Origin of the sequence: Leptospira stimsonii (genome assembly GCF_003545885.1) — a bacterium.
Taxonomy (GTDB): domain Bacteria; phylum Spirochaetota; class Leptospiria; order Leptospirales; family Leptospiraceae; genus Leptospira; species Leptospira stimsonii.
Map to the genome: position 1 here is coordinate 315,986 of NZ_QHCT01000001.1, position 22,420 is coordinate 338,405.

Genomic DNA, 22,420 nt, shown 5'->3' on the forward strand with positions numbered 1-22,420 from the left:
TCTATTCCACTCCTACTCTTGCCTTCCCCCATACTTCGCCGGGATTACCGCTTCCAAACGACATCGAAAAATGAGCGAACGGTTTCAACTTATCCAAAATCGGCTGAACGTCTCTTTCGATCGTTTTGGAGGAATATTCCATAGAATCGCTGGCGCCATACAAGTAAAAAGTTTTCAAATCACTTAATAAATTTGGAATATGAATTGTGAGATGATTCGGATAGGAACCTTGTTTTTCGATCAAGCCGGAACCGAATCGATCCGATTGGTTCGGTTTATTTCCGTTCCGAGTCGCGATCGTTTCCTCGACACTCTTTTTATCGGATCCGAAAAATGTCCAATCGCCCACTTTTACGAACGAAGGAGAATAATACCCGCCCTGTTTTAAATCGTAAGTCGCATACTCCACATTCTGAAAATTTTCTTTCGTTTTCGCTCCAACTTTAAAAATCGATTTCAAAACGAAATCGTCTTTTACGACGGAAGAAAGTGAAATTCCGAATCTTGGATAGATCATTCCGTTCTTCGAATCGAGTCCGTGGAAAGACAGAGCAACTCCTTTCGAGTCTTGAAAATAGTTTTTCGGATTAAGCGCCGCGCTCTCCGCAAATTGATCGAGACCTTTGGAAAGATTTTGCCAATCTCCTTCCAGTTCCGTCAATGTTTTCCAGACTTCGATCGGTTTGAGTGTTTCGGAATAAAACGCGAACGTAAGATCTTTGGGAAGAATTTTTGAAAGGTTCGGTGTGATCGTATTGGAACTTGTATCCGATTGATCACCGCCGATTCTATAAACCTCGCCTTCCAACAGCCCTCTTTCCTTCCAACCGAGTAGAAGTCCCATCGACGAATTTCCAAAACAAGGTTTCAAGACTGGAGAGAGTAGAGAATTTGTTCCGGCATAGAATAGAAGTTTGTTCTCTTTCTTCTGCGCGGATTTCCTCAAATGGCTAAAACCTTTCAAATTTCCAAGAGATGAATTATTCTTAGTGGAAGCCAATGCGAGAGAAACATCTAAAGTTTCCTTCGAGTTCGTTATCAGAAAGAAGTTTCCGATAACCGTTATATAAACGCTTTCATTGCCAAAATCGTACTGATACATTTCCAGATTCCCGAACTTTTCCGAACCTACATTGAATTGGTCCGTAAAGTCATCTGCGCTATGCGTATTCCCCGTTCCGTCTTCAGAGGAACCGTCTTCGGAAGAATTTTGTTCGGATTGCGGCTTTGGTTTAGGCGGTTCTATTTTCTTTCCTGCAATTTTTTCGCCTTGAAACAAAGTCAAAAGACTAACGCCTAACTTAGATTGAATGCTCGCCTTCCCTATCACAAGCCATTCTGATTTTTGCAATAATGCCATTGCGACGGGACCGTCGAAAAGACTCGCCAATCGATTCGGTTGAGTCAAAACCCCGGCCTTTGCTTCCAATAGATATAAGATGGAACTTACTTTTCTCAGTTCCGGTAGTGTTAGAGTTTTTCGAAACGTACCGTCCTCGGAAAGTTTTCTACCGAGTTCCGTCTTTGCTACGTCTTCGATGAATTCTTCCGGTCGAAATACTTCTAGCACCAAACTCGCGTTATCCGGAATCATTAAAGCTGGATCGTCGATGGAAGAATCGATCGAATACTTATCCCTGAATATCAGATAAGAAAGACCGGAAAAAGTAAATACCAGGACAAAAAGGAAAGAATATCGTCTTTTAGGATCCTTCCAAATCTTCTCTTGGAATATCGGAACAAAACGGTCCCAGCTTTCTTTCGTTTTTATTACGGTTCGATTCCAGAAAGCCTTCGATTTTTCGATCCAGATTTTTACTTTTTCCTTCATTCTTTTCTCCAAGAAAGGTTGTCCTGTTTTCCGATTTCGTTTAGGATTCTTAATACCAAGCTCTGCGCTTGTTTGCTTCCCGAGCCTTTTTCCACAAAAGCGGTCAGCAGATAATTCTTCCTTTTCAACTTAAAATACAAAGTGATCCAACCGTGCGTCTCATATCGTTTCGAATAGATGGTTCCGGTTCCCGTCTTTGCGCCCACAATTTCTATAGCAGAGTTGTTAAAAGATTTGAGTTCTTTGAGAGTTCCTATTTTTGGAACGGAGCCTAAAGCGGATAAAATAAGATGGATATCCCGACTCGTAAACGGATTATCGCTTACCTTGATTCTATTTCCGGAATCTTCCCAAGAAGGAGAAAGCCTCGGACCCAAAGTCCAAATGGAAGCATACAGTTGTGATACTTTTAAGGGACTCAATAAGAATCCGCCTTCACCGATCGACGAACTCACTCTTCTCAGATTCGTAGGAAACTCTTCAAAATTTCCGGGTGTTTCTTTGTAAGGTGTCAGTCTCGACTGAGCTGAATTTGTTAAATCGAATTCGGATCTCAGTTTCGAATAAAAAAACTCGGGATTCTTACTCGCGTTTTTAAGAAAATATACGTTACAAGATTGAATCAATGCCTGCTCTAAATCGACTCGGCCATGCCCCTCTCTCAAAGAACAACGTAAGTATTTTTTTCCGTTCTGATCCCGAGGAAGATGAAAGCGCGACAAATCAATCTTCGTAATCGAGATCTTATCTTCCGGATAAAATCGACCTTCACAGTGAATTTTTTCGGACGGTGAAAAGGCCATCTCATTCTTATATTTTAAAAGGACTAGAGCGGAGAAAGTTTTTAGAAGAGAACCGGGACCAAACTTTTTTTCAATAGCCATTTCCGGACGAAAAACGTATCGAACAATCCCTGAATCGGCTTCCAGGATTAGAACCGACGATCTTAAATCGGAATTTTCCTTTTCAAAATTCTGAATTTTAGAATCCAAATATTGAAACCGAGATCCGCTCTTCGTTTCAGAATATAAAGAATATTGAATGCAATATAGAACAAAACATATTCCTAACTTAAAAAGGAACGTCTTCCGTGCGTAAAAGGAAACTCGAAACAAACTTCAATTCTCCGGTTCGATTTCGAAATTTGCAAGATGATATACTTGTTGTGACTTTGTCATAACAAACTGAAACTGCATCCGTTTTTCATTGGATTTTCCTTCATAAAGAACGACGTATGCATTGACCCGAGTGATGGGTTTATCATAAGAACCGTAGTATTGAACTTGAACCGAATAGTTACCGGGTAACGCTTTCGCCATCGTAAAAGTTTCCGGACCGAAGCCGTCAACCACGTCCACGTCCAAGTTTCCTCCAGACTGCGTGGAAGGATGGGAATAATAGCACTTTTCCCCTTTCGGATCGATGACCCAAAGATCCACGTCCGTTTGTGTGTCCCAAGTCAAGACCACCTTGATGTCCCGAGGAGGAACCTTTGCGAAAAAAGAAACCTTCTCAGAAGTTTTTCCCGCTTTGATTTCGATCAAATTATTTCCCGGCGCGACAACGGCATTCATCGAGAACCTTCCTTGGCTTACGGGAACAGTCTGCGGAATTCCATTGAGGACGATCGTGATTCTATCTCCGTTTAATCCGGAAACGGTCCCTGAAATTTTTTGTATTCTTTCAGTTGTAAATCCTCCGTTCGGAGATTCTACAATTAACGATTGAGAATATACGTTTGAAAAAGCGAAGAATACAGAAAAGAATAGGAAAAATACTTCGACCAAGTGTCGATTTCTAAGTTTCATAAAAACCTCCGAAGGAATATGAATGATTTTTAATGCTCCGAAAGCGGCGGTTCGTTTAATCCACTTTGATTTCATCATCGGAACTCGCTCCTGTAACTTCGGGGTAATACATAAGGTTTGCTCTCGCCGGGATCGCTTTGTATTTTCCTCCAACTTCCGCTCTGAGAAAATAACGAACGGTAAAATCCTTTGAAGGTCCTGCGGCAAAAAACACCGCTCGATCGTCGAAGATTTGTCGAGAATCGTATTCCATCTTACGATCTCCGGAAAAATATTCCGCGTCCCTTTGAAGAAAAGAAAATCCTGGCAATAGAACGTCTTCTATCATAAAGTAAGAATCCGGATTTCCTTCCTTAGAAACATTCAATTCTACTAATACGATATCGCCGGTAGAAAACGATTTCGATTCGGAAACTTCTATGCCTGAACCGTCCGAAGCCGGTTTTACTTTATAATATTTTCTTTGTACCTGAATTCCATTTGTGAATGCGGAGATTTTCTTGGATCGATCCTTATAAAATAAGGAGGCGGTTGCGTAAAACAAAGGACCGTCCTTTTTGATAACTTCGATCCGATTCTCCCCGGAATGAATGAGTTCGTTTGCGACTACGATCTTAAAAAGTTCACCGTCCTCCGATTTTGGAGAGAGGGTTGTGCTCTTTAAGGTTGTGCCGTTCAGTTTGATTTCAATCTCCGCTACGGAGTCCGATTCTCTAACGACGGTCAAATACTCGGATAAACTTAGAACCGCCAAAGAAGTATCTCTGGAGTTATTCCAAGCATAACCGTTTCGATTGGTAAGAATCGTGGAAGCTAAGTTTTCGAGAACGGTTTCGTTTTCTTTTAGTCGAACTCCAAGACTCAGCAGAGTTGACAAACCTTCTATTTTGTCTTCTTCCCAATTCGGATTTTTACCGTAAGAAGCCAACTTGAGAAACGGCGTTTTTCCGATTCCGCTTTCAGCCAACGCTTTTTTAAACATGCGAGAAGCTTCCGCTTTTTTACCTTGATTGAACAAGGTCAACCCCAACAAAGCCTTCCCATAAAAGCTCAGTTTGGTTTCCGATTTGGAAAGACTTTCCACTAAAGAATTCTCTAATGATCCGCTTTCACTCAAAGCGTTCAAAACCTGAGATTTTACGTTATCCGAAATTACTCCTTTTTCCAGAGAAGAATAGAGAAAGGTTCGCGCTCGATAAATCAAACTCTCGGTCACAATCTGTCCATTTTTCTGGCTGATAGCCAAAGCTCTTAAAACGTAAGCGGACATCAAAACGTCGCTTTCAGAATTCCCTTCGAACCAACCGAATCCTCCGTCGCTTCTCTGAAGAGCTTGAACTCTTTTTAAACCCGCATCGATCATCTTCGGTAGTTCTTTCTGAATTCGAGAATTGATAAAGCCGGCTTTTTGAGCGGAAAGAAGAGGATAAAAACGACTCATCGTCTGTTCCACACAACCGTAAGGATAATCCGCAAGGTATTCTAAAGATTGTTTCAATGCCGGTAACGTCGCCGGGCTCAATCGGATTTCAAGGCGCGGGTCCGCCAACTCCTTGGTTACGTTCAGTTTTAAAACTCCGGAATCAGCTCCCTTGTTCAATCCGAGACTGTCAGAGCTAACCCGAAGCGATCCCCAAACCTTAAGCGGAATTTCAGATCGAATGGAATCGGATAATCCGCCGCTGGAAGCAAATATATTCAATTTTGCTAATTTAACTTTCGGATCCTGGACCGCTTGTACCGTAAATTGAACGGATTGATTCTGACCCGGCTCCAGTTGAATCGTAGCAGTTTCCGGCCCGATCACTTTCAGTCCCTCCATTTTTAAAGAGACATTGACCGGAAGTTTTCGATTCGTTTGATTGGAGATCGTAGCGTTTACCTTTTGGGATTCTCCTTTGAGAATATATCTTGGAAGACCGCCCAATATCATCAGATCTTTTTTCGTTACAAAAGTCGTTTGTCCTCGTCCCACTTTTGTATCCGAAGTGATTGCGATCGCAGTGACTCTCCATGATGTTAAATTATCCGGTAGTACGAAACTAACGACCGCAGTACCATCGGAGGAAGTTTTTACCTTTGCGTTCCAAAAGCTCGTATCCTTAAATCGATCTCGATTCTCTTCTTCGCTTTTGATCGCGGAATAACCGGATTCTCCTTTTTTAGCCAAAGCTAGTTTCAAACGTTTTTCTTCCGAATAACCGAAAAACTTATAAGAAGAAGCTAATGTTGTCTGGACGTTATTTCTTCGTGGATGATAGAAGAAGGTCCCGATGTTCGGAATTTTTTCTTCCCTAATTTGATAGATCGCTTCGTCTACAACCGCGACGGAAATCTCCGCCGGAACCGCCTTTCCTCCGAGTCCGGTTGTTTTTAATCTGATCTCCGCCTTATCTCCCGGTCGATATACTTTATTCGCGGAAGCCAAATCCACTTTGATGAATTTTTCTTCAGGAGGAGCCACGATTCTGACCTGACTCTTATAAACTTCACTCCCCGAAAATTGAACCGCGGATAACGTAAAATTCGGACTCATCTCCGGACCGATCTTTACGGAATACTTCAAAGCGTTTCCGTTCATCTTGACGACCTGACTTTTAAAAATACGATTCCCTTCCACGGTAAGAACAACGTGACCGTTGGAAACGGGACTTAAGATAAGAATTTCCGCATTCTCCCCTACGGAATAAAGATCCTTGCTCGGTTTTAAATTGATATCCTTGAAAGGAATATCGATCGAATCCGATATGGCGGAAGCCCAAAAGAAAGTTTCACTTTTTGTTTCGTTTCCATCCCCGTCTTCCGTTTCCGCAGTGACAATGTATTGTCCTCGTTTCGGAATCTGAAACGAAACCTCCGCTACACCCGAATCGTTCGTAGTCGCGGAAGTTTTAGAAATTTTGGAACGTCCACCCTCGGAGGAATGTTGTATTTCCCGATTGTAGAGAACGAGTTCGACCTTACGTCCTTGGATTTCCTTTTTCCGAGCTTCGTCGCTTAACGTTTTGTCGTAAGGAACCAGTTTGATTCTTAGTTTGCTTTCCTTTCCAGGTTCATATACCGCTTGGTCTTTCTCCATCTTCAAAAAGAACGCGCTCCTGTTTACGGAAAACGAGGTCGCACCGTCCAAAGTTAGGTCTTCGGATTGAACCGATGCGATCACCGTGTATATCGAATCACTTTCGACTTTGTTCGGTTTAAATTTTATGGAATAAAATCCTCTTTTATCCAGAGACCCGCTTCCACTATGAACTAACTCTTGTTTGTCGCTCTGGCCAGCTTGCTCCAGATAATCGGCGCTCGCATCGAAATTCATTTTTCCAACGGGAGAATAATCGTATTTGGGTCTTCTAAAAACGCGGAACTGAACTTCCTTTCCGGAAAGAGGTTGGCCGTAATAATATCTTGCTTTGACTGTCGCGTTGATTTCTTCCTTTTGTAGAAAATTAGATTTCGGCACGTTAACCGTAACGAGAAACGTTGGCTTGATGTAGGCTTCCACTGCGAATTCGGTTTGAAATGTTTTATCTTGAAAATTCAGTACGAGAGTAAAGTTACCTAGTTTGATCGAATCTTCGTTCGGAAGTTGAAATTCTCCCGAAAAGGTTCCTTGGTCTCCTGAGATAGATACCGGGATCGCCGGCAAAGGACTTTCTCCGTCTTCCGAGTGGATGGAAACCGTCGCGGCACCGGAAGCGACTCTGTAATCGTCACGATTGAAATTGCGAACGACACCTTTAAAGTAAACGGTATCGCCCGGTCTGTAAACGGGTCTTTCCGTATAAATATAGGCCCGGGCTCCACCTTCCCCATAAAAAGAACTCGAGTAGAATTCCGGATCGGAGACTGCATACTCTCCGCCTTTTTTTGCGAGAATCAACGTTTTCACCGGAGTGTTTCCTTTGTAAAGAAAGGTCCCATCCGAACCTGTTTTAGAAGAATGGAATATACTTCCATTCTCCAGACTGAACAAATTCAGATCGACGTCGCCCACGGGTTCGCCCGTATCTTTTCTTGCGACGTAGACAAACGTTTCCGAGCTGGCCTGTTTCACTAAAAAGTTCAAACCCGATCGTACAAGAACTGTATAAGCAAGATTGGAACCGGAAACTCCTTCCACGAGGTAAACCCCGTTTTCCTGTACTGGCACCGGAATTCTTCTGTAAGCCCAAGAAGAAGCAACGCTCGGAACGAAAAAGGTGGAAACCAACTCGTGTTCGGAAAGAATCGCGGAAACAGCCAAGGTCTTTTCCTGGGACGGGGCATCGTAATTGACGCCTAACGTATCTTTCAAAGCCGAGCGAGTGGAAGAGTTAAATTCCTTTCTTGCCACCGATCGAAAATTTCTTTCGAACTTATCCATAGTCCTGGAAAAAAGTGCGATCGGATTTCCGAATGCTCCTTCGTTATTTTCCTGAATGAGTCTTTCTTTCACCTTTTTGGAAAGAAATGCTTGGGGATCGGCAATTTTATAGATTCTAAATTCGTAATCTGCGCGTCCGTTCCCTTCGAGGTTTATATACGGTTTTTCACCGGGCCCGAAACTGCGATCCGTTCCTAAATAAAAGTTAGGACTTCCCGAAATCGGAAATCGAAATGCAACTCCTAAAACCAATACGATACAAACGGACAACCATAGAATCCTATTTTGAAAGCGCTTCATTTCCTAACCTCAATCTAAAATGCGAAATCGATACAATCCTAAAAAGGAAGGATTGTTAGTTTCCGGGGAAAAACGATTACTCTTACGCAATTCTCTCGCCCGAATCAATTGGATCCCTCGATTGGATCCTGTATGATACAATAACAGCGGATTCGTTTTATTCTCTTCCACTAAAATCATCGAGTGAAAATTCGTTCCATTTCCCCGATCTTCCCTGAAAAATAAAATATCTCCCGGAAGTCCGGATTCTAAGTCTTTCGATACAAAGGAAGAATTGTATTGTTCGAGACTTTCCGCATCGGCAAAGGTGCCGAAGGTTTTCGAACCGGTTTGAAATAAATTGATTCCAATAGAAGGTATATCCGGATATTGAAATTCACGGACATCGGGAATATTCTTATCCAAAAGAATTCCGATTTTTTTTTGCCAAAGTAAATCATGCTTTTTTAAAGCTTCTTTGTATGAGAATCGAATGAGACCGCTACAGTCTCTTTCTTTAAGATTCCAGGAACCCGTTTCCTTTAAATACTGTGAAAGCGCGATCTGAACAAACCATTCTCGAAATGCTTGTCGATCTTCTTCCGATCTAAGTTCGGCTTGATCCGGAAATCCATCCTCATCCCAATCTCCCTCTCGCGAAAACAATTCGATCTCGATAAGAGTTCCGAATTTCGTGCGAAGCAAATCGCGTCCCGGTTTATAACCTGCAATTAAACGTATGATTTGTTTAGAATCGGAATTCTCCAAGGAGAGAAGTTTCAAAAAAGATTCTCGCTTTTCATCCCATTGAAAAGAATCCGGGGCTCCGAAATAAGGATTTGTGATCGTGATCACAGCAATGGATTTTCCATCGGCTGGAATTCTTACTTTTGTAGAATCGATATTCGGCGTGAAAAATGGACCGCAAGAAAAGAATAAAAAAATACTCAATCCGATTAAAGAAGTAATACGATTCACAGAACGGAAGATTCTTAAAGGAAGAGGAAAAGAAAAGCGATTTTAGAAGTTAGTATAAAAATTTCAATTTAGATCTTTGATCCATCTTTCCGACTAAGATCGCATTCTGCTGAAATTTTTTTCCAAGAGAAAGCGAGTTCTTTTCCGAAATTCCGAGCACAAGAAAACTGAATTCCGGATTCCAAAACGAATCTTCTCCTCTTCCTTCGCCCTCAAAAACGGGAAACGCTTTCAGCTCGAGTCTTAGTTCCTGATTTCTTTTTTGATTCTCTACGACAGAAATGATTTTCGAACCGGGATTAGCGGCTGTCAGATACGCCCATTCCGTTCTTCCCTGTTCTTTTAGGAATAGATCCAGCATGGGATTGAAGGATTCCGCAAAAATCGACAAACTGGGGTTAAAGACCAAATAACGTGTTTTTAAATAAGAATCGATTAAGGAATAAGAAAGACGATTTCCGCTACGAAGGATGTGATAGAGACAGCGGATTTTATTCTTTAAGTGAATCATTTTTTTTAAATGACTTCGCTTAATAACCGAGATTCTTTCGGATTTTCTCCGGAATCTCCTCGAAGTGTTTGTATTTTTGTTTCTTGCCGTCGGGAAAGATCACGTAATAAACTCCGTTGAGAATCTCCATATAATATTTTCCGGCTTTCTTCTCGCCCGTGGCCCGATGGTCCATCTCTTTGACCATTCTTTGATAACGAGAAGGAAGAGTTTGCCAGGAAGCGTAGACTTCGATTTCCCCTCCGGTGTTCACCGTATAAATTCCGTTCTCGTGCATGATCTTGATTCCGTTGTAATCGAAAACTTCCAGGATATTTGTTTTCGGATTTTTTGAATCTCGAGAATCGGAACGATTCTGAGCAGAGGCAGAATCCTCCTTGGGAAGACCGTATTTGACAATCGAGTTGGACCCTGTTTTTTCTTTCTTTCTTACCAAAAGAAGAAAAAGATAAATCAAACCCGCAAGCAAAAGGCTGATCCCGAAAAACCATTCCGCCGGCTTCATTCAGTTTCCTTAATATCGAAACTCGATCGCTTTGCAGGTTGCGGGCGTGGCATCTGCGGAAGTGGAGGACCAAGATTGACAGCTCACCGCAAAAACCGCGCTCACGCAAAGATCGATGTCCTTTTTTCTGGCTCGACCCGGAACGAACGCGGTCACTCTACGACTTGTATTACAAAGAACGTCCTTTGCTTGATAAGCGACGATCAATTTGGTATTGGCGTCCTCAAAGTCGTAAAAGTCCGCATCCGTATTCTTCTGATAACATCCGTTAAATAAATAAAAGAATAAGAATCCTATCGCAAAAGACCGAGAACTCTTTTGCAAAAAGAACTTACAAAATGAAAAATACATCGTATTCACCATTTCTTCCGAAAGACATTTGGTTTCAAATAGGAAAGACTCATCAAAATCCGATTGAATTCTTCTTTGAAGGTTTGAGAGGAATTTTTTCATCCACCGGTATTTGTACCGCACCGAAGATCGTTTCGTATTCGAAAGTCCCTCGAATGGAAAACAGGAGTTCTTTTCCGGAAAGGCTCGCCTGTAAAATCCCCAAAGCAATTTGAAGAAGGTTTCGATCCATTTTCTTTTCAAATAAAGTCTCGACTTGAAGATCTACCAATTTTTTTTGAAGTGGAGGAATCACGATTTTTTCATTCGATAGGACGCGGGCCAACTCCGATTCCTTTTCGGAAGAATCGGGAACATAAAAGGAAAGATCGAATTTATGAATCGTGACTTCCGTTTCGTTCGGATTTTCGATTTCGACTTTTGCTAAAAAGATAATTTTAGGAACCGGCGGAAAAGAGATCAGTTCCGCCTTTTGAGCTTCCAAAGACAAAACTTGAAACTTACATTTCTGAAGAGCCTTGTAATTTTCCCTTAGCGCGGAACAAGAAAGAAAAAAGAATAAGAATCCGAAAAAGAATACGCATCCGATTCGAATTTTAGATTCCGTTGTTTTCAAATTCTATTTTCCTTCCGCGAAAGGAGTTTGAATCAAAACCTTTCCTTTCGTCATGTTTGCCGCGTAGTTATCGATTGCTTCCACCGCCTTCTCCAAAGGAAATCTTGCGGCGATATCCGTTTTTAGTTCTTTCTTTGCCAAAGATCTCAGTTCCTTGGAAAGTTTCCAGATCTTATAAGGACTTTGCTGAGGAACCCATGTAGAAAGCCAAAAACCTTCCAGCTTCTTATCTTGGAATATCATCATTCCTGCATGTAATGGGATTTCCTTTTCGGAAAGAGCGCCGTAGATGATCGCACGGCTTCCGTAAGGCATTGCAAGTAAAACCTTTGTTGTCAATTCTCCAGCCACCGCGTCCAAACAAACTGTCGCTTTGAGTTCGTTGGAAAGGACTCGAAGTTGTCTTTCAAAATTGGATGCCTCGGAATTGAGAATATGTTCCGCGCCGACCGCCTTTAAAGCCGTTTCTTGTTCCGGTTTGCGTACGACATTGATCACTTTCATTCCCTTTCTCGCCGCGATACCGACGACCATTTTTCCTAAGGCGCTTGCCGCGGCGGTTTGAACGATCGCCTTAGCTCCGTATTTTTCAGCGAGATCCACCATCGCAATCGCCGTGATCGGATTTACATAAAGACATGCTCCTTGTTCTAGAGAAAGATCCTTTCCGATCGGTAGACAACTGAATGCTTCCGTGATCATATACTCCGCATAAACTCCGTCTCCTCTTCCGGGCGCAGTGCAGGCCACATTCTTGCCCTTTAAATAAGAACCATAAAAACCTCCACCCGAGGCAACGACTTGACCGCTCCCCTCGAAACCTGGGACAACCGGGAGTTTCTTTTTAATACCGTAAAGTCCGCGTAAGAACATGAGGTCCGAAGGATTAATGGAGGCGGAATGCATCCGAATCAGGACCTCTCCTTTTTTTAAAGGACGAATCGTTTTTTCAACGATCTGCGCTCTGTTTTTGTTTTCGCTGTATTCTCTGAGTTCTAATGCTTTGTATGTTTTGGGAAGGTTCATGCGTTTTCCTTAATAATCAAATGTTCTACCTTTTCAATTTGTTCCGATTCTATATAATACTTTAAGAATATATCTACGTCTTCTTCGGTCTTCAAAGAAAACCATCTTCCTTCCGGATAACTCACTTGGACAGGACCGAGTTCGCATCGATCCAAACAACCTGCTCTTTGGATTCGTATTTTACCGGGAATCGATAAGTCCTTTACTTTCTTCTTCAAAGAAGCCAATAGCTGAATCGAACCGGTGCGTCCGCAAGAAACCCTTTCCCCTTCTCCCCTTACGTTTTCGCAAACAAAAATGTGTTTGTTGTAAAAGTCAGCCATGGGAAAAGAACCTCTTTTTCATTTTCAGTAGAATCCAAAACCAGGTAGATTGTGCAACCTGTTTCCCGAATGGAATCGTGAGGATCGGATCACTTTTCGAATGTTTTGGCGGACATAAATTGGGAAAATCAAAGAAGGGTGCAAACAACAATCGATCTGAAGGTTTTTCCAACATCTTGCATTTTTCTAAATCAAGGGGATCGTTAAAGAAGGTATTTTTCATTTTTTGTATTTTCATCTTTTCCTTACTTTACACCAAGGTTTTTTCTAGAATCTTAGACTTAACCTTATGATCATCTTGGAGAACTTGAAAATGTTCCGTCCGTTTTTAATATCCATCGGGATTCTTCTATTCCTTACCGTTTGTACGAAACAAAGAACCCCCATCACAGAACCTGAAAAAGACGCCCTTCAGTCAATTTTATTAGAGAATGAATCGATACATAGCTTCTTGATGAAAGAAGAAGGAAAAATACCCGAACTCTCCAAATTGGAGACGAACGTTCAGGCTCTGATCGCATTGAACGGAGGTCTAAAATCCGAGGCGGAGAAAATGTTAAGTTCGCTCCGGAATAAGGATTCGAAGGACGTTGAAAAATTTTTCCAAGCGTATTCTTCTTTTTCCGAAACTCTCGCAGAAAGCGTGAAACTCGCGGGCGGAAACGGCGTCTTTAATAAATTTTACTGTCCGATGGTGAAAAAAACCTGGGTGTTGCAAGGTACGAAAATACAAAATCCATATGCTCCTGAAATGAGAGACTGTGGAGATCTTGTTCCCTGATTTAAGGAAGACCTCTGGAAAAAACTACAAAAACTCTCTGCAAAATCGGAATTTCACTAGGGGAGCCGTGTCCTGCAAATTGCAGACAGAATCTCATTCCAAATGAATGGAGTCGAGAAATCAGAGAATCTTGCATAGCCGAAGAGAAGATGAATGCCTTTGCGGAAGGAAGGGTTGGGATCAACGTGGGTGCATCGGCATTCTTGCAGGCGCATCCTCTCGTCTTAGAAGGATTTATCGCAAGGGGGGACGTCTACTTTGAAGTTCTAAGATATTTTCTTGCGATCATCGAGCCGGAAAAAATCAAAGAAGTCATAGACGCGTTTAGCGACAAATTACTTTATAAAATTGTAATACATGAATACAACATATTCATGCAGTCCGAAGACGAACGTCGAAGGGAAAGAAAGAACATCACTTTTTTGGATTTAAAATCCAACGATTTTTGGAAATCCCTTTCTTCAAAAAGAATTTGTAACTTCGTGGCCTACTGTGTTCGGGAAGCGAGAGACCCTGAATTTGCATCTCAATTTCTGACCGTTCTTCCTCCGGAAACCGTATCCGATCTAAAAACTCTAGCCGGGTTATCGATTGAGGAAGAGAAAGAATTATATCTTTCTCTCAAAGACGGAATTTACGAACTTCCAATCCGAAGCCCGGGCATCTATCATCACATTCTGAAACTTTTTGAAGACGATCCGGAAATTTTTATGATTCTTTCTACGATGGAAGAATTAGTTTCTCGAAAGCAACAAATCATAGAGTCTTCACATACGATTCTTGAAAAATACAAATCAGGAAAACTCAATCATCAATCTCTATACGCCGATCTTTCCGTTTTAGAGCCGGAAATAACGATGGAGATTTTGGGAATTTTCGAAGAAAAAGGAATTTTAGGAAGATCGGAAAAGAATCTGATCAAAGAACTGCTCTATAAGCAAAAATCTCCGAAACACTGATCCCGAGTTCTGACTTTGATTCAAAAACTTCTCCAGTATATTCTTTCCCCTTTTCTAAAGAATGAAAAAGAAATTCAATCCTTAAATGGAATCCGTGCTATCGCGATTCTTTTGGTAATCATCTATCACGTTTGGCTCCCGTTTTCCGTTACAAAGATGCCGAAAATTCTTCAGACCGTACTTTCGAACTTTAACTCCGGAGTAGACCTTTTCTTCGTTTTGAGCGGCTTTCTGATATATTCAGGAATTCTAAAATACCAAAATGAACCGGCTAAATTTAGTCAAAAAAGGTTTTTGATCGGAAGGAGCCTTCGTATCTTTCCCGCATATTATTTTTGCCTTATCATACTTTTCATATATTTTCACGGACAGTTTCAGAAATTATACAGTATTCCAAATCCGAACGAATTTCAGTCTGCGGAATTAAATTCAATTTCCCAGATGTTGCAGAATAGTTATTCGGATTTTTTTTATATCTCGAATTATACCGAACATCGTCTTTCCTTGGTCGGCTGGTCTCTTTCAATTGAAGAACAGTTCTACCTACTGCTTCCCCTTTTCTCGACGGTTGTTTTGCTGAGGTTAAGGCCTTCGAAAAGGATTCTTTTTTTGACGATTCTTTACTTACTTCCTTTGTTCTTTCGATTTTTCTACTTTATCAAGAATTCCGATATTTCAGTTCTGATTTATTCACACACTAGGATGGACAGTTTGATCGCGGGTATGATCCTTGCGGAAATTCGATGTCTTCCGCAACCTTTAGAATCGAGAAACCGAAAACTGAAGGAACATTCAGTTTTAATTCTATCAATTTTATTCCTTTTCGTGGGACACATTTTTCCGTTAGAGCATTGGTTCCGAAGAACGATCGGTTTCAATTTATTTAATATAGGTTATACATTGATAATCTACTCCGCCCTTCGGAATGATGGCCTACTTTCATCCTTACTCAGTTTTTCCATCTTACGACCGATCGCGAGACTCAGTTATACGATGTATTTATGGAATGTCGTAATCGCGGGCATTGTAGTTTCGAAAGTTCTTTCAGGAGTTCGATCTCCCGGCATCGGCGAATTTTTTATCGCCGTATTATTGGCGATTCTCTCTTGTTTTTTCGTTTCTTGGATCTTATACTTGGCGATCGAGAAACCGTTTCTGATTCTAAAGAAAATAGTTTTGAAAGAATCCGAATCGTAAGAAGAATTCAAATCGATACTACATCCACGCCAGATCCGTGATTCCGACATCAAGACCCATTTGAGAAAGGAGAGTTGTGATCTGACCACGATGATGGGTTTGATGGTTGAAAATATGATCGACTAAAACCCAAGTCGGCTTTTCAAGTTCTCTCTGATAAACGATGCTGAAAAAACGGAAAGGGGTTTCAAGCCAAGTCGATTCAATTCCTGAGGCCCATTCGATGATCTTTTCATCACATTCTTTTCTCTTTCGAAACAATTCACCGAAGTCCGAATAAAGATCAGAACCGGCCGTTCCTTTTGGAAGTTCCTTTCCTTGAAATCTCGCCAGCCAAGACAAATCCACCCAAAGAATATGATTCAAAGTGGAATGGATCGATTTAAAATATGCGCCTCTATCTTCTTTACGCTGAAGATCGCTTAACTTCGAAGAGGTGGAATAAACTTTTTCGTTCATCCATCGATTGTATTCAGCCAAAAGTCTACAGTGTTCCGGACTTATCATATATCCTCTCAGACAGAAATCGTCGAAAGTTTTCGAATCGATTCGCCGATTCTTTGAATTCCAAGTTCGATCGTTTCAATCGAAGAATGGGAAAAATTGATTCTCATCGTATTCGTTTCAGGTTTTTCCGTATAAAAAGGAATCCCTGGCACAAAGGCCACGTTATTTGCAATTGCGGCCTCGAAAAGTTTCATGGAATTCATTTCGTTTTTCAGAGTGAGCCAGAAGAACATCCCTCCATTCGGCGAAACCCAATCAGCTAAATCGATCATATAACGATTCAAAGATTCTTCCATGCGTTCTTTTTTGAATCTGTAAGAATTTCGAATCTTGTCGATTTGAAGATCCAGATCAAAACGATCGAGATACTCGCTCAATACGATCTGAGAAAGAATATTGGAATGAAGATCGCTCGCCTGTTTTGCGATTAAAAATTTGCTCTGGATTTCTTTCGGAGCACAAATCCAACCGACTCGAAATCCGGGTGAAAGAGTTTTTGAGAACGTTCCTAAACTGATCGTCCTTTCAGGATACAAAGATTGAATACTAGGAATGGCCTCCGACTCAAAACGAATTTCGCCGTAAGGATTGTCTTCGATTAGAATGCAGTTGTGCTTTCCCAGAATCTCGGCGATCCACTCTCTTTTTTGTAAGGAAAGAGTTTTGCCCGTCGGGTTTTGAAAAGTGGGATTGGAATACAAAAATTTCGGATTCGTTTTAGAAAGAGTATTTTCTAATGCGACAAGATCCAATCCATCGTCTTCCAAGGGAACTCCGATCAGAAACGGTTCATAGAGAGAAAACGCTTGAATTGCTCCCAAATATCCTGGACGTTCCATGAGAATCGGATCACCCGGATTGATAAAAATTTTGCCGATCAAATCCAAAGCTTGTTGTGATCCGGTAGTAATAAGAATATTTTCCGAACTCACGCCAGGATATTTTATGTTTTTATAATATCTTTCAAAGATTTTTTCCCGAAGTGGAGTATATCCTTCGGAAATACCGTATTGAAGCAGTTGAGAACCGTATTTTTGAAACGCGGAATCCGTTGCACTTCGTAATTCTTCCAAAGGAAACAAAGCGGGATCAGGTTGTCCTCCGGCAAAGGAAATGATTTCCGGATGAGATGTCACCTTTAAGATTTCTCGAATGAAAGATCGATTCGTTTTTAAAATCCGATCCGAATATGAAAATTCGTTTTCGTTCATACGTCGATCCATCCTTCCAAATACGGAACACAGGTTCCTCCGATTCGAACTCGTTCCCCCAAATCTTCGCAAAAAAGTTTTCCTCCTCTTCGAGAAGCTTGGTACGCGTTTAGATTTTTCTTCCCCAATCTTTCCGACCAAAAAGGAATCAAGGAACAATGAGACGAACCTGTAACAGGGTCCTCGTACAAACCCGCGGCAGGTGCAAAGAATCGGGAGAGAAAATCATAATCATTTCCGGGGCAGGTCGCTATAATTCCTAAAGAATCCAAATTCTTCGCTATCTCGACGTTGTAGGAAAGCTCACGAAGATCGTTTTCATTCTCATAGACGAGAAGATAATCTCTGGATTTCCAAACCTCTTTGGGTAGAATTGAAAATGATTCTATAATTTCTTTCGGAGTATTCTCCACTCGAATCGGCTTTCGAGAAGGAAAGTCGAGATAAAGAAGATTCTCCTTTTTAAAAACGGAAAGTTCACCCGAAAGAGATTGAAATCGGGCCACGTCTCCTTTGATCAGTCCTTGATCGAAAAGATAATGGGCCGTAGCAAGAGTTGCGTGACCGCAGAGGTCTACTTCTTGTTCGGGAGTAAACCACCGAATTCGAAAGAAGTCCCCTTCCGGTACGAAAAAAACGGTTTCACTCAGATTATTTTCAAGGGCGATCTTCTGCATGGAATCTTCAGAGATCCATTTTTCCAAAGGACAAAGGGCGGCCGGATTCCCCTGAAACACTTTTTCAGCGAAAGCGTCGATCTGTAGAATTCTCAGTTTCATAAAAAATGATTTCCTTTGGCACTGTATTATGTTATAACAAATTTACCTCGATCATAACAGATACAGAAATGAACATTTCAACCAGTACAGATCAAAATTCTAAATATGAGTCGATCGCAATTTCGCTCAAATCCATGCTCGAATCGGGAACTCTAAAGGCAGGTGATAAACTTCCATCGTTGCGAAAGGTTTCCATTGAAAGCAAAGTTAGCATCTCGACAGTCTTATTGGCTTACGAACTTTTAGAAAACGAAGGTTACATTGAATCCAGGCCTAAATCGGGGTACGTTGTACTTTCGAGGAAAACTGGATTGAAAGTTCCGACGATGCCTAAAAAACCGAAACTCGTTTCTTCCTTCGGGATCGACGAAAGAATCTCGTCTCTTTTGGATTCATTACAAAATCCTGATATTCTTCAGTTGGGAACCGCTATTCCGGAAAAAGAATATCTACCCATTCCCTCTCTCCACAAGAATTTAAAAAAAGCGATCTTAATCGCGGATAGTCATAACTATCAAAATTCACAGGGATATCCGGGACTTAGAAAACAAATTTCGTTACGATCCTCTCTTCAAGGAATCGCAAGTCATGAATCCGAAATCATCGTTACAAACGGTTGTCAAGACGCGTTGAATCTTTGTATCCAAGTTTTGACAAAGCCGGGCGACCTAATCGCAGTTGAATCTCCGGTTTACTTTGGGATTCTCCAGAGCATTCAGAGGTTGGGAAGAAAAGTTTTAGAAATCCCCACGGACCCAATTCATGGAATGAGTCTTTCTCATTTGGAAGACGCTCTAAATCGATATCCGATTCAATGTATCGTCTTAAATCCGAATTTTCAAAATCCAACCGGAAGTCTTCTATCCAGCGAGAACAAAAAAATCATCGTGGAGCTTTGCTCGAATAAAAACATTCCGATCATCGAAGATGATATTTACGGAGATCTTTATTTTACGTCGTCTCGTCCCTTATCCTTAAAATCCTTCGATAAAAAAGAAATCGTTTATAAGATTTCTTCTTATTCTAAAATTGTTTCCCCTGATTTGAGAATCGGTTGGATTCTTCCCGGAAAAAAAGGACAGGAATTGCAAAAACAATTAAAACTTTCCAGATTAGCGCTTCCTAGTATTCCGCAGATCGCGTTGAGTGAATATCTCAAAACTTCCTATGAAAGAAATATAAAAATTCTTCGAAGAAATCTTTCTTCCAATCTTGCTAAGATTCGAGAATCGGTTTTAAAACATTTCCCGGAGACCACTTCAATTTCCAATCCGCAAGGTGGTCTTGTGTTTTGGATAGAACTCCCGGCCAAAGTGGATAGTCTTCTTCTACAAAACGAAGCATGGAAATACAATATTTCCATCGCGCCCGGTCCTATTTTTTCGGGAACGGGAAACTTTAGAAACTTCCTCAGACTGAGCGGAGGAATTCGTTTAACACCAAAGGTAGAGGAAAAAATCAAAACGTTAGGAAAGCTAACCGCGCAATTAAAACATTCTTAATCAATTTTTTTCCCTTACAATAGGCTCAAACGAATAACGTGCCAGATGGAAAATTGAATTTGGATAAAACGCTCGTTAGACCTCGTTTCTGACACTTGTTTACGAGTTGACGATAGCGGTGTCACCCGTCATCAAGGTGAAGTTTCCAAAGAATTCAATGAAGTCAGTTCGGTACAAAGATAAAAAATGAAAAACAAGATCCTGGATTATATTTTCGGTGTTTTTAAAAAAGATCCCAAAGAAATCGAATCTCTCAACGGCTTAAGAGCCTTCTCAATATTAATCGTTTTATTTTTTCACTTATGGGAAAACAACGCCCACCAATTTTTAGAACAAGGATTGGTAACCGAATCATCTCTCAATTCGATTTTGAGTATGATTCATTTTATGGATTTATTTTTCCTTTTGAGCGGTCTTTTGATCTATGCGGGTTTGTTCCGTGCTTACGAAAAATATTCCACACTCAATATAAAAGAATTTTATCTGAAGAGAATATTAAGAATTTATCCCGCTTATTATACGGTTTTGATGATTACCTTTTTATTTTCGATCGTGATTTACAACGAAATGAAGGCGAAATCGAACTTAAACGAGGTTGAAGCCTTCGTTCTAAATCGAGCATCCGTCGCAATTTCCAATCCTTGGTCCGATATTTTTCTGTATTCCAATTACAATCCGAACCGTGTTTTCGAATTCGGTTGGTCTTTGTCCTTAGAACAGCATTTCTATATCATCCTTCCTTTTCTCTGTTTGTTTGCTTTGTTCAAACTTCCGTTTCAACGAAGAATGCTCGTTTTATCCGTAATCTATATCATTCCCATTTTCTTTCGATTTTATCATTATTATTATGGACCGATTGGCGGAATTTATTATGCGACACATACGCGTTTTGATGCACTTTTCGTCGGTATCATCACTTTTGAAATTTTCAACAAGAGATACTTTCAGAACTGGAACGGCCTTCATGCTTTTTTCTTATTCTTAGGCGCGGTCGTTTTATTTATCATCGGAGTACAAATTCGGAAACATCCGGTTTTGGAACACACGTTGAGCTATAATCTTTACCACATCGTTTTTATTCTGCTTACGATTTCGGCGATGATTCCCGCTAGTCCGGTCTATAAGTTTTTCTCTTCGTTCTTATTCAGACCGATTTCGAGATTGAGTTATACGATTTACCTTTGGCACGGAATTTTAGCGATTCGATTTGTCAGGAAAGGAATGGATAACTTGAGTTGGTCCGGATTTTTCTCGATCTACGTGATCGTTTGTCTCAAGATTTTTATTTCTTGTTGGATTTTGTATCTCATCATCGAGAGACCTTTCCACAATCTAAAGGTAAAAATAGATAAACAACATCCTACACCGGATAAGGTATAATCAAAATTCCGTCTTGAAAAAAGAAAGAGCCGATTTAGTAAACGGCTCTTTCTTCGACTTGGTATTCTTTAAAAAGACTCTTCTGATTTCCCAACTCGCTCTGAAACTCAACGGGATATTGCGAAGTAAAACAGGCGTTGCAAAAACCTCCGCCCTTATGATCGATCACCGCACGATTCATGGATTCAACGGATAAATAAGCGATGCTATCCACTCTGAGATACTTTCGAATTTCTTCGATCGTATGTGTTGCCGCAATCAGTTCGTTGTGAGTCGGGATGTCGATTCCGTAATAGCAAGGAGAAACCGTCGGAGGCGCAGAAACTCGAAGATGAATTTCCTTCGCTCCCGCGTTGCGGATCATTTTGATGATTTTTCGGCTCGTCGTTCCCCTCATGATAGAATCATCGACTACGATGACTCTTTTTCCTTCGACGACATTTCGCACAACGTTGTATTTGATTTTCGCTCCGAAATCCCGAATCTTCTGATCCGGTTCGATAAAAGTTCTTCCTATGTAATGCGAACGAATCAATCCCGATTGATAAGAAATACCTGATTCTTCCGCATAACCTAAGGCCGCGATACTCGCAGAATCCGGAACCGGGATGACCACGTCGGCTTCCACCGGCAATTCTCTGGCGAGGAATCTTCCTAAATTCTTACGAACCTTGTAAACGGATTCTCCAAAAATATTGGAATCGGGTCTGGCAAAGTAGATGTATTCGAAAATGCAGAGGCTTGGTGTCGCCTTTGGAAACGGATAATAAGAACTGACTCCGTTTTTATCAACGACGATCATTTCTCCAGGCTCTACGTCTCTTTCATATTTCGTATCGGTTATATCAAAGGCGCAAGTTTCGGATGCAAAAACGATGGCTCCGTCTTCTCTTCGCCCCATTACCAACGGACGAAAGCCGTTTGGATCACGGACCGCAATCAATTGAGATTTGGTAAGAATCACGAGCGAATAAGCGCCTCTCACTTTTTTCAGAGCGGTGGAAAGTGCGGAAAGAAAATCGGTTTCTCCGGATCGTGCCATCAAATGAACGATCACTTCGGAGTCGATCGTAGTTTGAAAAATGCTCCCTTCCTTTTCCAGTTGGCTCCGGAGTTCCCAAGAATTGACAAGATTTCCGTTGTGAGCGAGAGAAACCGGACCGAGATGGGATTCGACCCGAAGAGGTTGAGCGTTTCTTAAAAAACTGGCTCCGGTTGTAGAATAACGATTGTGGCCGATCGCGGAATTGCCCTGAAGTTCTTTTAGTTTGGTCTCGGTAAAGATATTGGCGACCAATCCCATCCCAGCGTATCGGTACAGATGCTCGCCGTCCGAGGAAACAATCCCGCTGGATTCCTGCCCCCGATGTTGCATCGAGTAGAGACCTAAATATGTGAAATTAGAAGCTTCCGGTGCGTTGAAAATACCAAATATCGCGCATTCATCTTTTGGTTTGTCATCCTGGGCTTGTCTTCTTACTCTGGATTTATCGGGAATTGAGCTCATTCTCTG

General features: G+C 41.3%; 20 protein-coding genes. 5 read left to right on the top strand and 15 right to left on the bottom strand.

Annotated elements, in window-relative coordinates; translation table 11 throughout:
* Position 1: 1 nt before the first annotated feature.
* The 11 genes from DLM75_RS01550 to DLM75_RS01600 all read right to left on the bottom strand — a co-directional run bounded on the left by DLM75_RS01550 (position 2) and on the right by DLM75_RS01600 (position 12,591).
* Positions 2–1,831, bottom strand: a complete 1,830-nt coding sequence (locus DLM75_RS01550) for a hypothetical protein (protein ID WP_241547802.1) — start codon at positions 1,829–1,831, stop codon at positions 2–4.
* A complete protein-coding gene (locus tag DLM75_RS01555) occupies positions 1,828–2,715 on the bottom strand; it encodes a penicillin-binding transpeptidase domain-containing protein (protein ID WP_241547803.1) in 888 nt (295 codons plus the stop codon). Before DLM75_RS01555 ends, DLM75_RS01550 begins: the two co-directional genes overlap by 4 nt.
* A gap of 234 nt (positions 2,716–2,949) precedes the next feature.
* Positions 2,950–3,639 (bottom strand): YfaP family protein, encoded by a 690-nt coding sequence (locus DLM75_RS01560; protein WP_118967917.1) that lies wholly within the window; start codon positions 3,637–3,639, stop codon positions 2,950–2,952.
* A gap of 55 nt (positions 3,640–3,694) precedes the next feature.
* Positions 3,695–8,302 carry an alpha-2-macroglobulin family protein gene (locus DLM75_RS01565; protein WP_118966801.1) on the bottom strand — a complete coding sequence of 1,536 codons (4,608 nt, stop codon included), beginning with the start codon at positions 8,300–8,302 and terminating at the stop codon, positions 3,695–3,697.
* Between the two features lie 9 nt (positions 8,303–8,311).
* On the bottom strand, positions 8,312–9,259 hold the full coding sequence (locus tag DLM75_RS01570) for a DUF1175 family protein (RefSeq protein ID WP_241547804.1): 948 nt from the start codon (positions 9,257–9,259) through the stop codon (positions 8,312–8,314).
* Positions 9,260–9,308: 49 nt separating this feature from the next.
* Entirely contained in the window at positions 9,309–9,770 is a 462-nt protein-coding gene (locus DLM75_RS01575) for a DUF3293 domain-containing protein (RefSeq protein ID WP_118966802.1), read from the bottom strand.
* A gap of 19 nt (positions 9,771–9,789) precedes the next feature.
* Entirely contained in the window at positions 9,790–10,275 is a 486-nt protein-coding gene (locus DLM75_RS01580) for a hypothetical protein (protein WP_118966803.1), read from the bottom strand.
* A 9-nt stretch (positions 10,276–10,284) separates the two neighbouring features.
* A complete protein-coding gene (locus DLM75_RS01585) occupies positions 10,285–10,626 on the bottom strand; it encodes an LIC13255 family lipoprotein (RefSeq protein WP_241547806.1) in 342 nt (113 codons plus the stop codon).
* A 52-nt stretch (positions 10,627–10,678) separates the two neighbouring features.
* Positions 10,679–11,221, bottom strand: coding sequence for an LEA/WHy family protein (locus tag DLM75_RS01590; RefSeq protein ID WP_118967920.1), 543 nt, complete (start codon positions 11,219–11,221; stop codon positions 10,679–10,681).
* 24 nt (positions 11,222–11,245) lie between these two features.
* On the bottom strand, positions 11,246–12,268 hold the full coding sequence (locus tag DLM75_RS01595; RefSeq protein WP_118966804.1) for a zinc-binding dehydrogenase: 1,023 nt from the start codon (positions 12,266–12,268) through the stop codon (positions 11,246–11,248).
* Entirely contained in the window at positions 12,265–12,591 is a 327-nt protein-coding gene (locus DLM75_RS01600; RefSeq protein ID WP_118966805.1) for a (2Fe-2S) ferredoxin domain-containing protein, read from the bottom strand. Before DLM75_RS01600 ends, DLM75_RS01595 begins: the two co-directional genes overlap by 4 nt.
* A 313-nt stretch (positions 12,592–12,904) precedes the next feature.
* On the opposite strand from DLM75_RS01600, the gene DLM75_RS01610 reads away from it, so the two are divergent.
* The 3 genes from DLM75_RS01610 to DLM75_RS01620 are packed head-to-tail and all read left to right on the top strand — an operon-like array spanning position 12,905 to position 15,528.
* A complete protein-coding gene (locus tag DLM75_RS01610; protein ID WP_118966807.1) occupies positions 12,905–13,372 on the top strand; it encodes an LIC13259/LIC11441 family protein in 468 nt (155 codons plus the stop codon).
* Between the two features lie 14 nt (positions 13,373–13,386).
* The gene (locus tag DLM75_RS01615) at positions 13,387–14,331 is read left to right on the top strand and encodes a hypothetical protein (protein WP_118966808.1); all 945 of its coding nucleotides are present in this window, start codon (positions 13,387–13,389) and stop codon (positions 14,329–14,331) included.
* A 15-nt stretch (positions 14,332–14,346) separates the two neighbouring features.
* Positions 14,347–15,528 carry an acyltransferase family protein gene (locus tag DLM75_RS01620; protein ID WP_118966809.1) on the top strand — a complete coding sequence of 394 codons (1,182 nt, stop codon included), beginning with the start codon at positions 14,347–14,349 and terminating at the stop codon, positions 15,526–15,528.
* A gap of 18 nt (positions 15,529–15,546) precedes the next feature.
* Here the strand turns inward: DLM75_RS01620 and DLM75_RS01625 are convergent, their stop codons facing one another.
* Genes DLM75_RS01625 through DLM75_RS01635 form a run of 3 tightly spaced genes read right to left on the bottom strand, consistent with a single transcriptional unit; the run spans position 15,547 to position 18,025 of the window.
* Positions 15,547–16,035, bottom strand: a complete 489-nt coding sequence (locus tag DLM75_RS01625; RefSeq protein WP_118966810.1) for a DinB family protein — start codon at positions 16,033–16,035, stop codon at positions 15,547–15,549.
* An 8-nt stretch (positions 16,036–16,043) separates the two neighbouring features.
* Positions 16,044–17,246: an aminotransferase-like domain-containing protein gene (locus DLM75_RS01630; protein WP_118966811.1), complete on the bottom strand. Its 1,203-nt coding sequence runs from the start codon at positions 17,244–17,246 to the stop codon at positions 16,044–16,046.
* A complete protein-coding gene (locus tag DLM75_RS01635) occupies positions 17,243–18,025 on the bottom strand; it encodes a PhzF family phenazine biosynthesis protein (RefSeq protein ID WP_167731719.1) in 783 nt (260 codons plus the stop codon). Before DLM75_RS01635 ends, DLM75_RS01630 begins: the two co-directional genes overlap by 4 nt.
* 68 nt (positions 18,026–18,093) lie before the next feature.
* Here DLM75_RS01635 and DLM75_RS01640 point away from each other — a divergent pair, with 68 nt between their 5' ends.
* Together DLM75_RS01640 and DLM75_RS01645 are read left to right on the top strand one after the other, a co-directional pair.
* Positions 18,094–19,527, top strand: a complete 1,434-nt coding sequence (locus DLM75_RS01640) for an aminotransferase-like domain-containing protein (RefSeq protein ID WP_158586431.1) — start codon at positions 18,094–18,096, stop codon at positions 19,525–19,527.
* A 186-nt stretch (positions 19,528–19,713) separates the two neighbouring features.
* On the top strand, positions 19,714–20,907 hold the full coding sequence (locus DLM75_RS01645; protein WP_118966813.1) for an acyltransferase family protein: 1,194 nt from the start codon (positions 19,714–19,716) through the stop codon (positions 20,905–20,907).
* Positions 20,908–20,941: 34 nt separating this feature from the next.
* On the opposite strand, the gene purF is transcribed toward DLM75_RS01645, so the two are convergent.
* Positions 20,942–22,414 (bottom strand): amidophosphoribosyltransferase, encoded by a 1,473-nt coding sequence (purF, locus tag DLM75_RS01650; RefSeq protein ID WP_118966814.1) that lies wholly within the window; start codon positions 22,412–22,414, stop codon positions 20,942–20,944.
* Positions 22,415–22,420 lie beyond the last annotated feature (6 nt).

Excerpts from the sequence above, each read along its gene's own strand:
- DLM75_RS01560 (WP_118967917.1), bottom strand. The coding sequence starts at position 3,639 with ATGAAACTTAGAAATCGACACTTGGTCGAAGTATTTTTCCTATTCTTT.
- DLM75_RS01645 (WP_118966813.1), top strand. The coding sequence starts at position 19,714 with ATGAAAAACAAGATCCTGGATTATATTTTCGGTGTTTTTAAAAAAGAT.
- DLM75_RS01575 (WP_118966802.1), bottom strand. The coding sequence starts at position 9,770 with ATGATTCACTTAAAGAATAAAATCCGCTGTCTCTATCACATCCTTCGT.
- DLM75_RS01600 (WP_118966805.1), bottom strand. The coding sequence starts at position 12,591 with ATGGCTGACTTTTACAACAAACACATTTTTGTTTGCGAAAACGTAAGG.
- DLM75_RS01630 (WP_118966811.1), bottom strand. The coding sequence starts at position 17,246 with ATGAACGAAAACGAATTTTCATATTCGGATCGGATTTTAAAAACGAAT.
- DLM75_RS01585 (WP_241547806.1), bottom strand. The coding sequence starts at position 10,626 with ATGTATTTTTCATTTTGTAAGTTCTTTTTGCAAAAGAGTTCTCGGTCT.
- DLM75_RS01595 (WP_118966804.1), bottom strand. The coding sequence starts at position 12,268 with ATGAACCTTCCCAAAACATACAAAGCATTAGAACTCAGAGAATACAGC.
- DLM75_RS01565 (WP_118966801.1), bottom strand. The coding sequence starts at position 8,302 with ATGAAGCGCTTTCAAAATAGGATTCTATGGTTGTCCGTTTGTATCGTA.
- DLM75_RS01625 (WP_118966810.1), bottom strand. The coding sequence starts at position 16,035 with ATGATAAGTCCGGAACACTGTAGACTTTTGGCTGAATACAATCGATGG.
- DLM75_RS01640 (WP_158586431.1), top strand. The coding sequence starts at position 18,094 with ATGAACATTTCAACCAGTACAGATCAAAATTCTAAATATGAGTCGATC.
- DLM75_RS01550 (WP_241547802.1), bottom strand. The coding sequence starts at position 1,831 with ATGAAGGAAAAAGTAAAAATCTGGATCGAAAAATCGAAGGCTTTCTGG.
- DLM75_RS01635 (WP_167731719.1), bottom strand. The coding sequence starts at position 18,025 with ATGAAACTGAGAATTCTACAGATCGACGCTTTCGCTGAAAAAGTGTTT.
- purF (WP_118966814.1), bottom strand. The coding sequence starts at position 22,414 with ATGAGCTCAATTCCCGATAAATCCAGAGTAAGAAGACAAGCCCAGGAT.
- DLM75_RS01610 (WP_118966807.1), top strand. The coding sequence starts at position 12,905 with ATGTTCCGTCCGTTTTTAATATCCATCGGGATTCTTCTATTCCTTACC.
- DLM75_RS01580 (WP_118966803.1), bottom strand. The coding sequence starts at position 10,275 with ATGAAGCCGGCGGAATGGTTTTTCGGGATCAGCCTTTTGCTTGCGGGT.
- DLM75_RS01555 (WP_241547803.1), bottom strand. The coding sequence starts at position 2,715 with ATGGCTATTGAAAAAAAGTTTGGTCCCGGTTCTCTTCTAAAAACTTTC.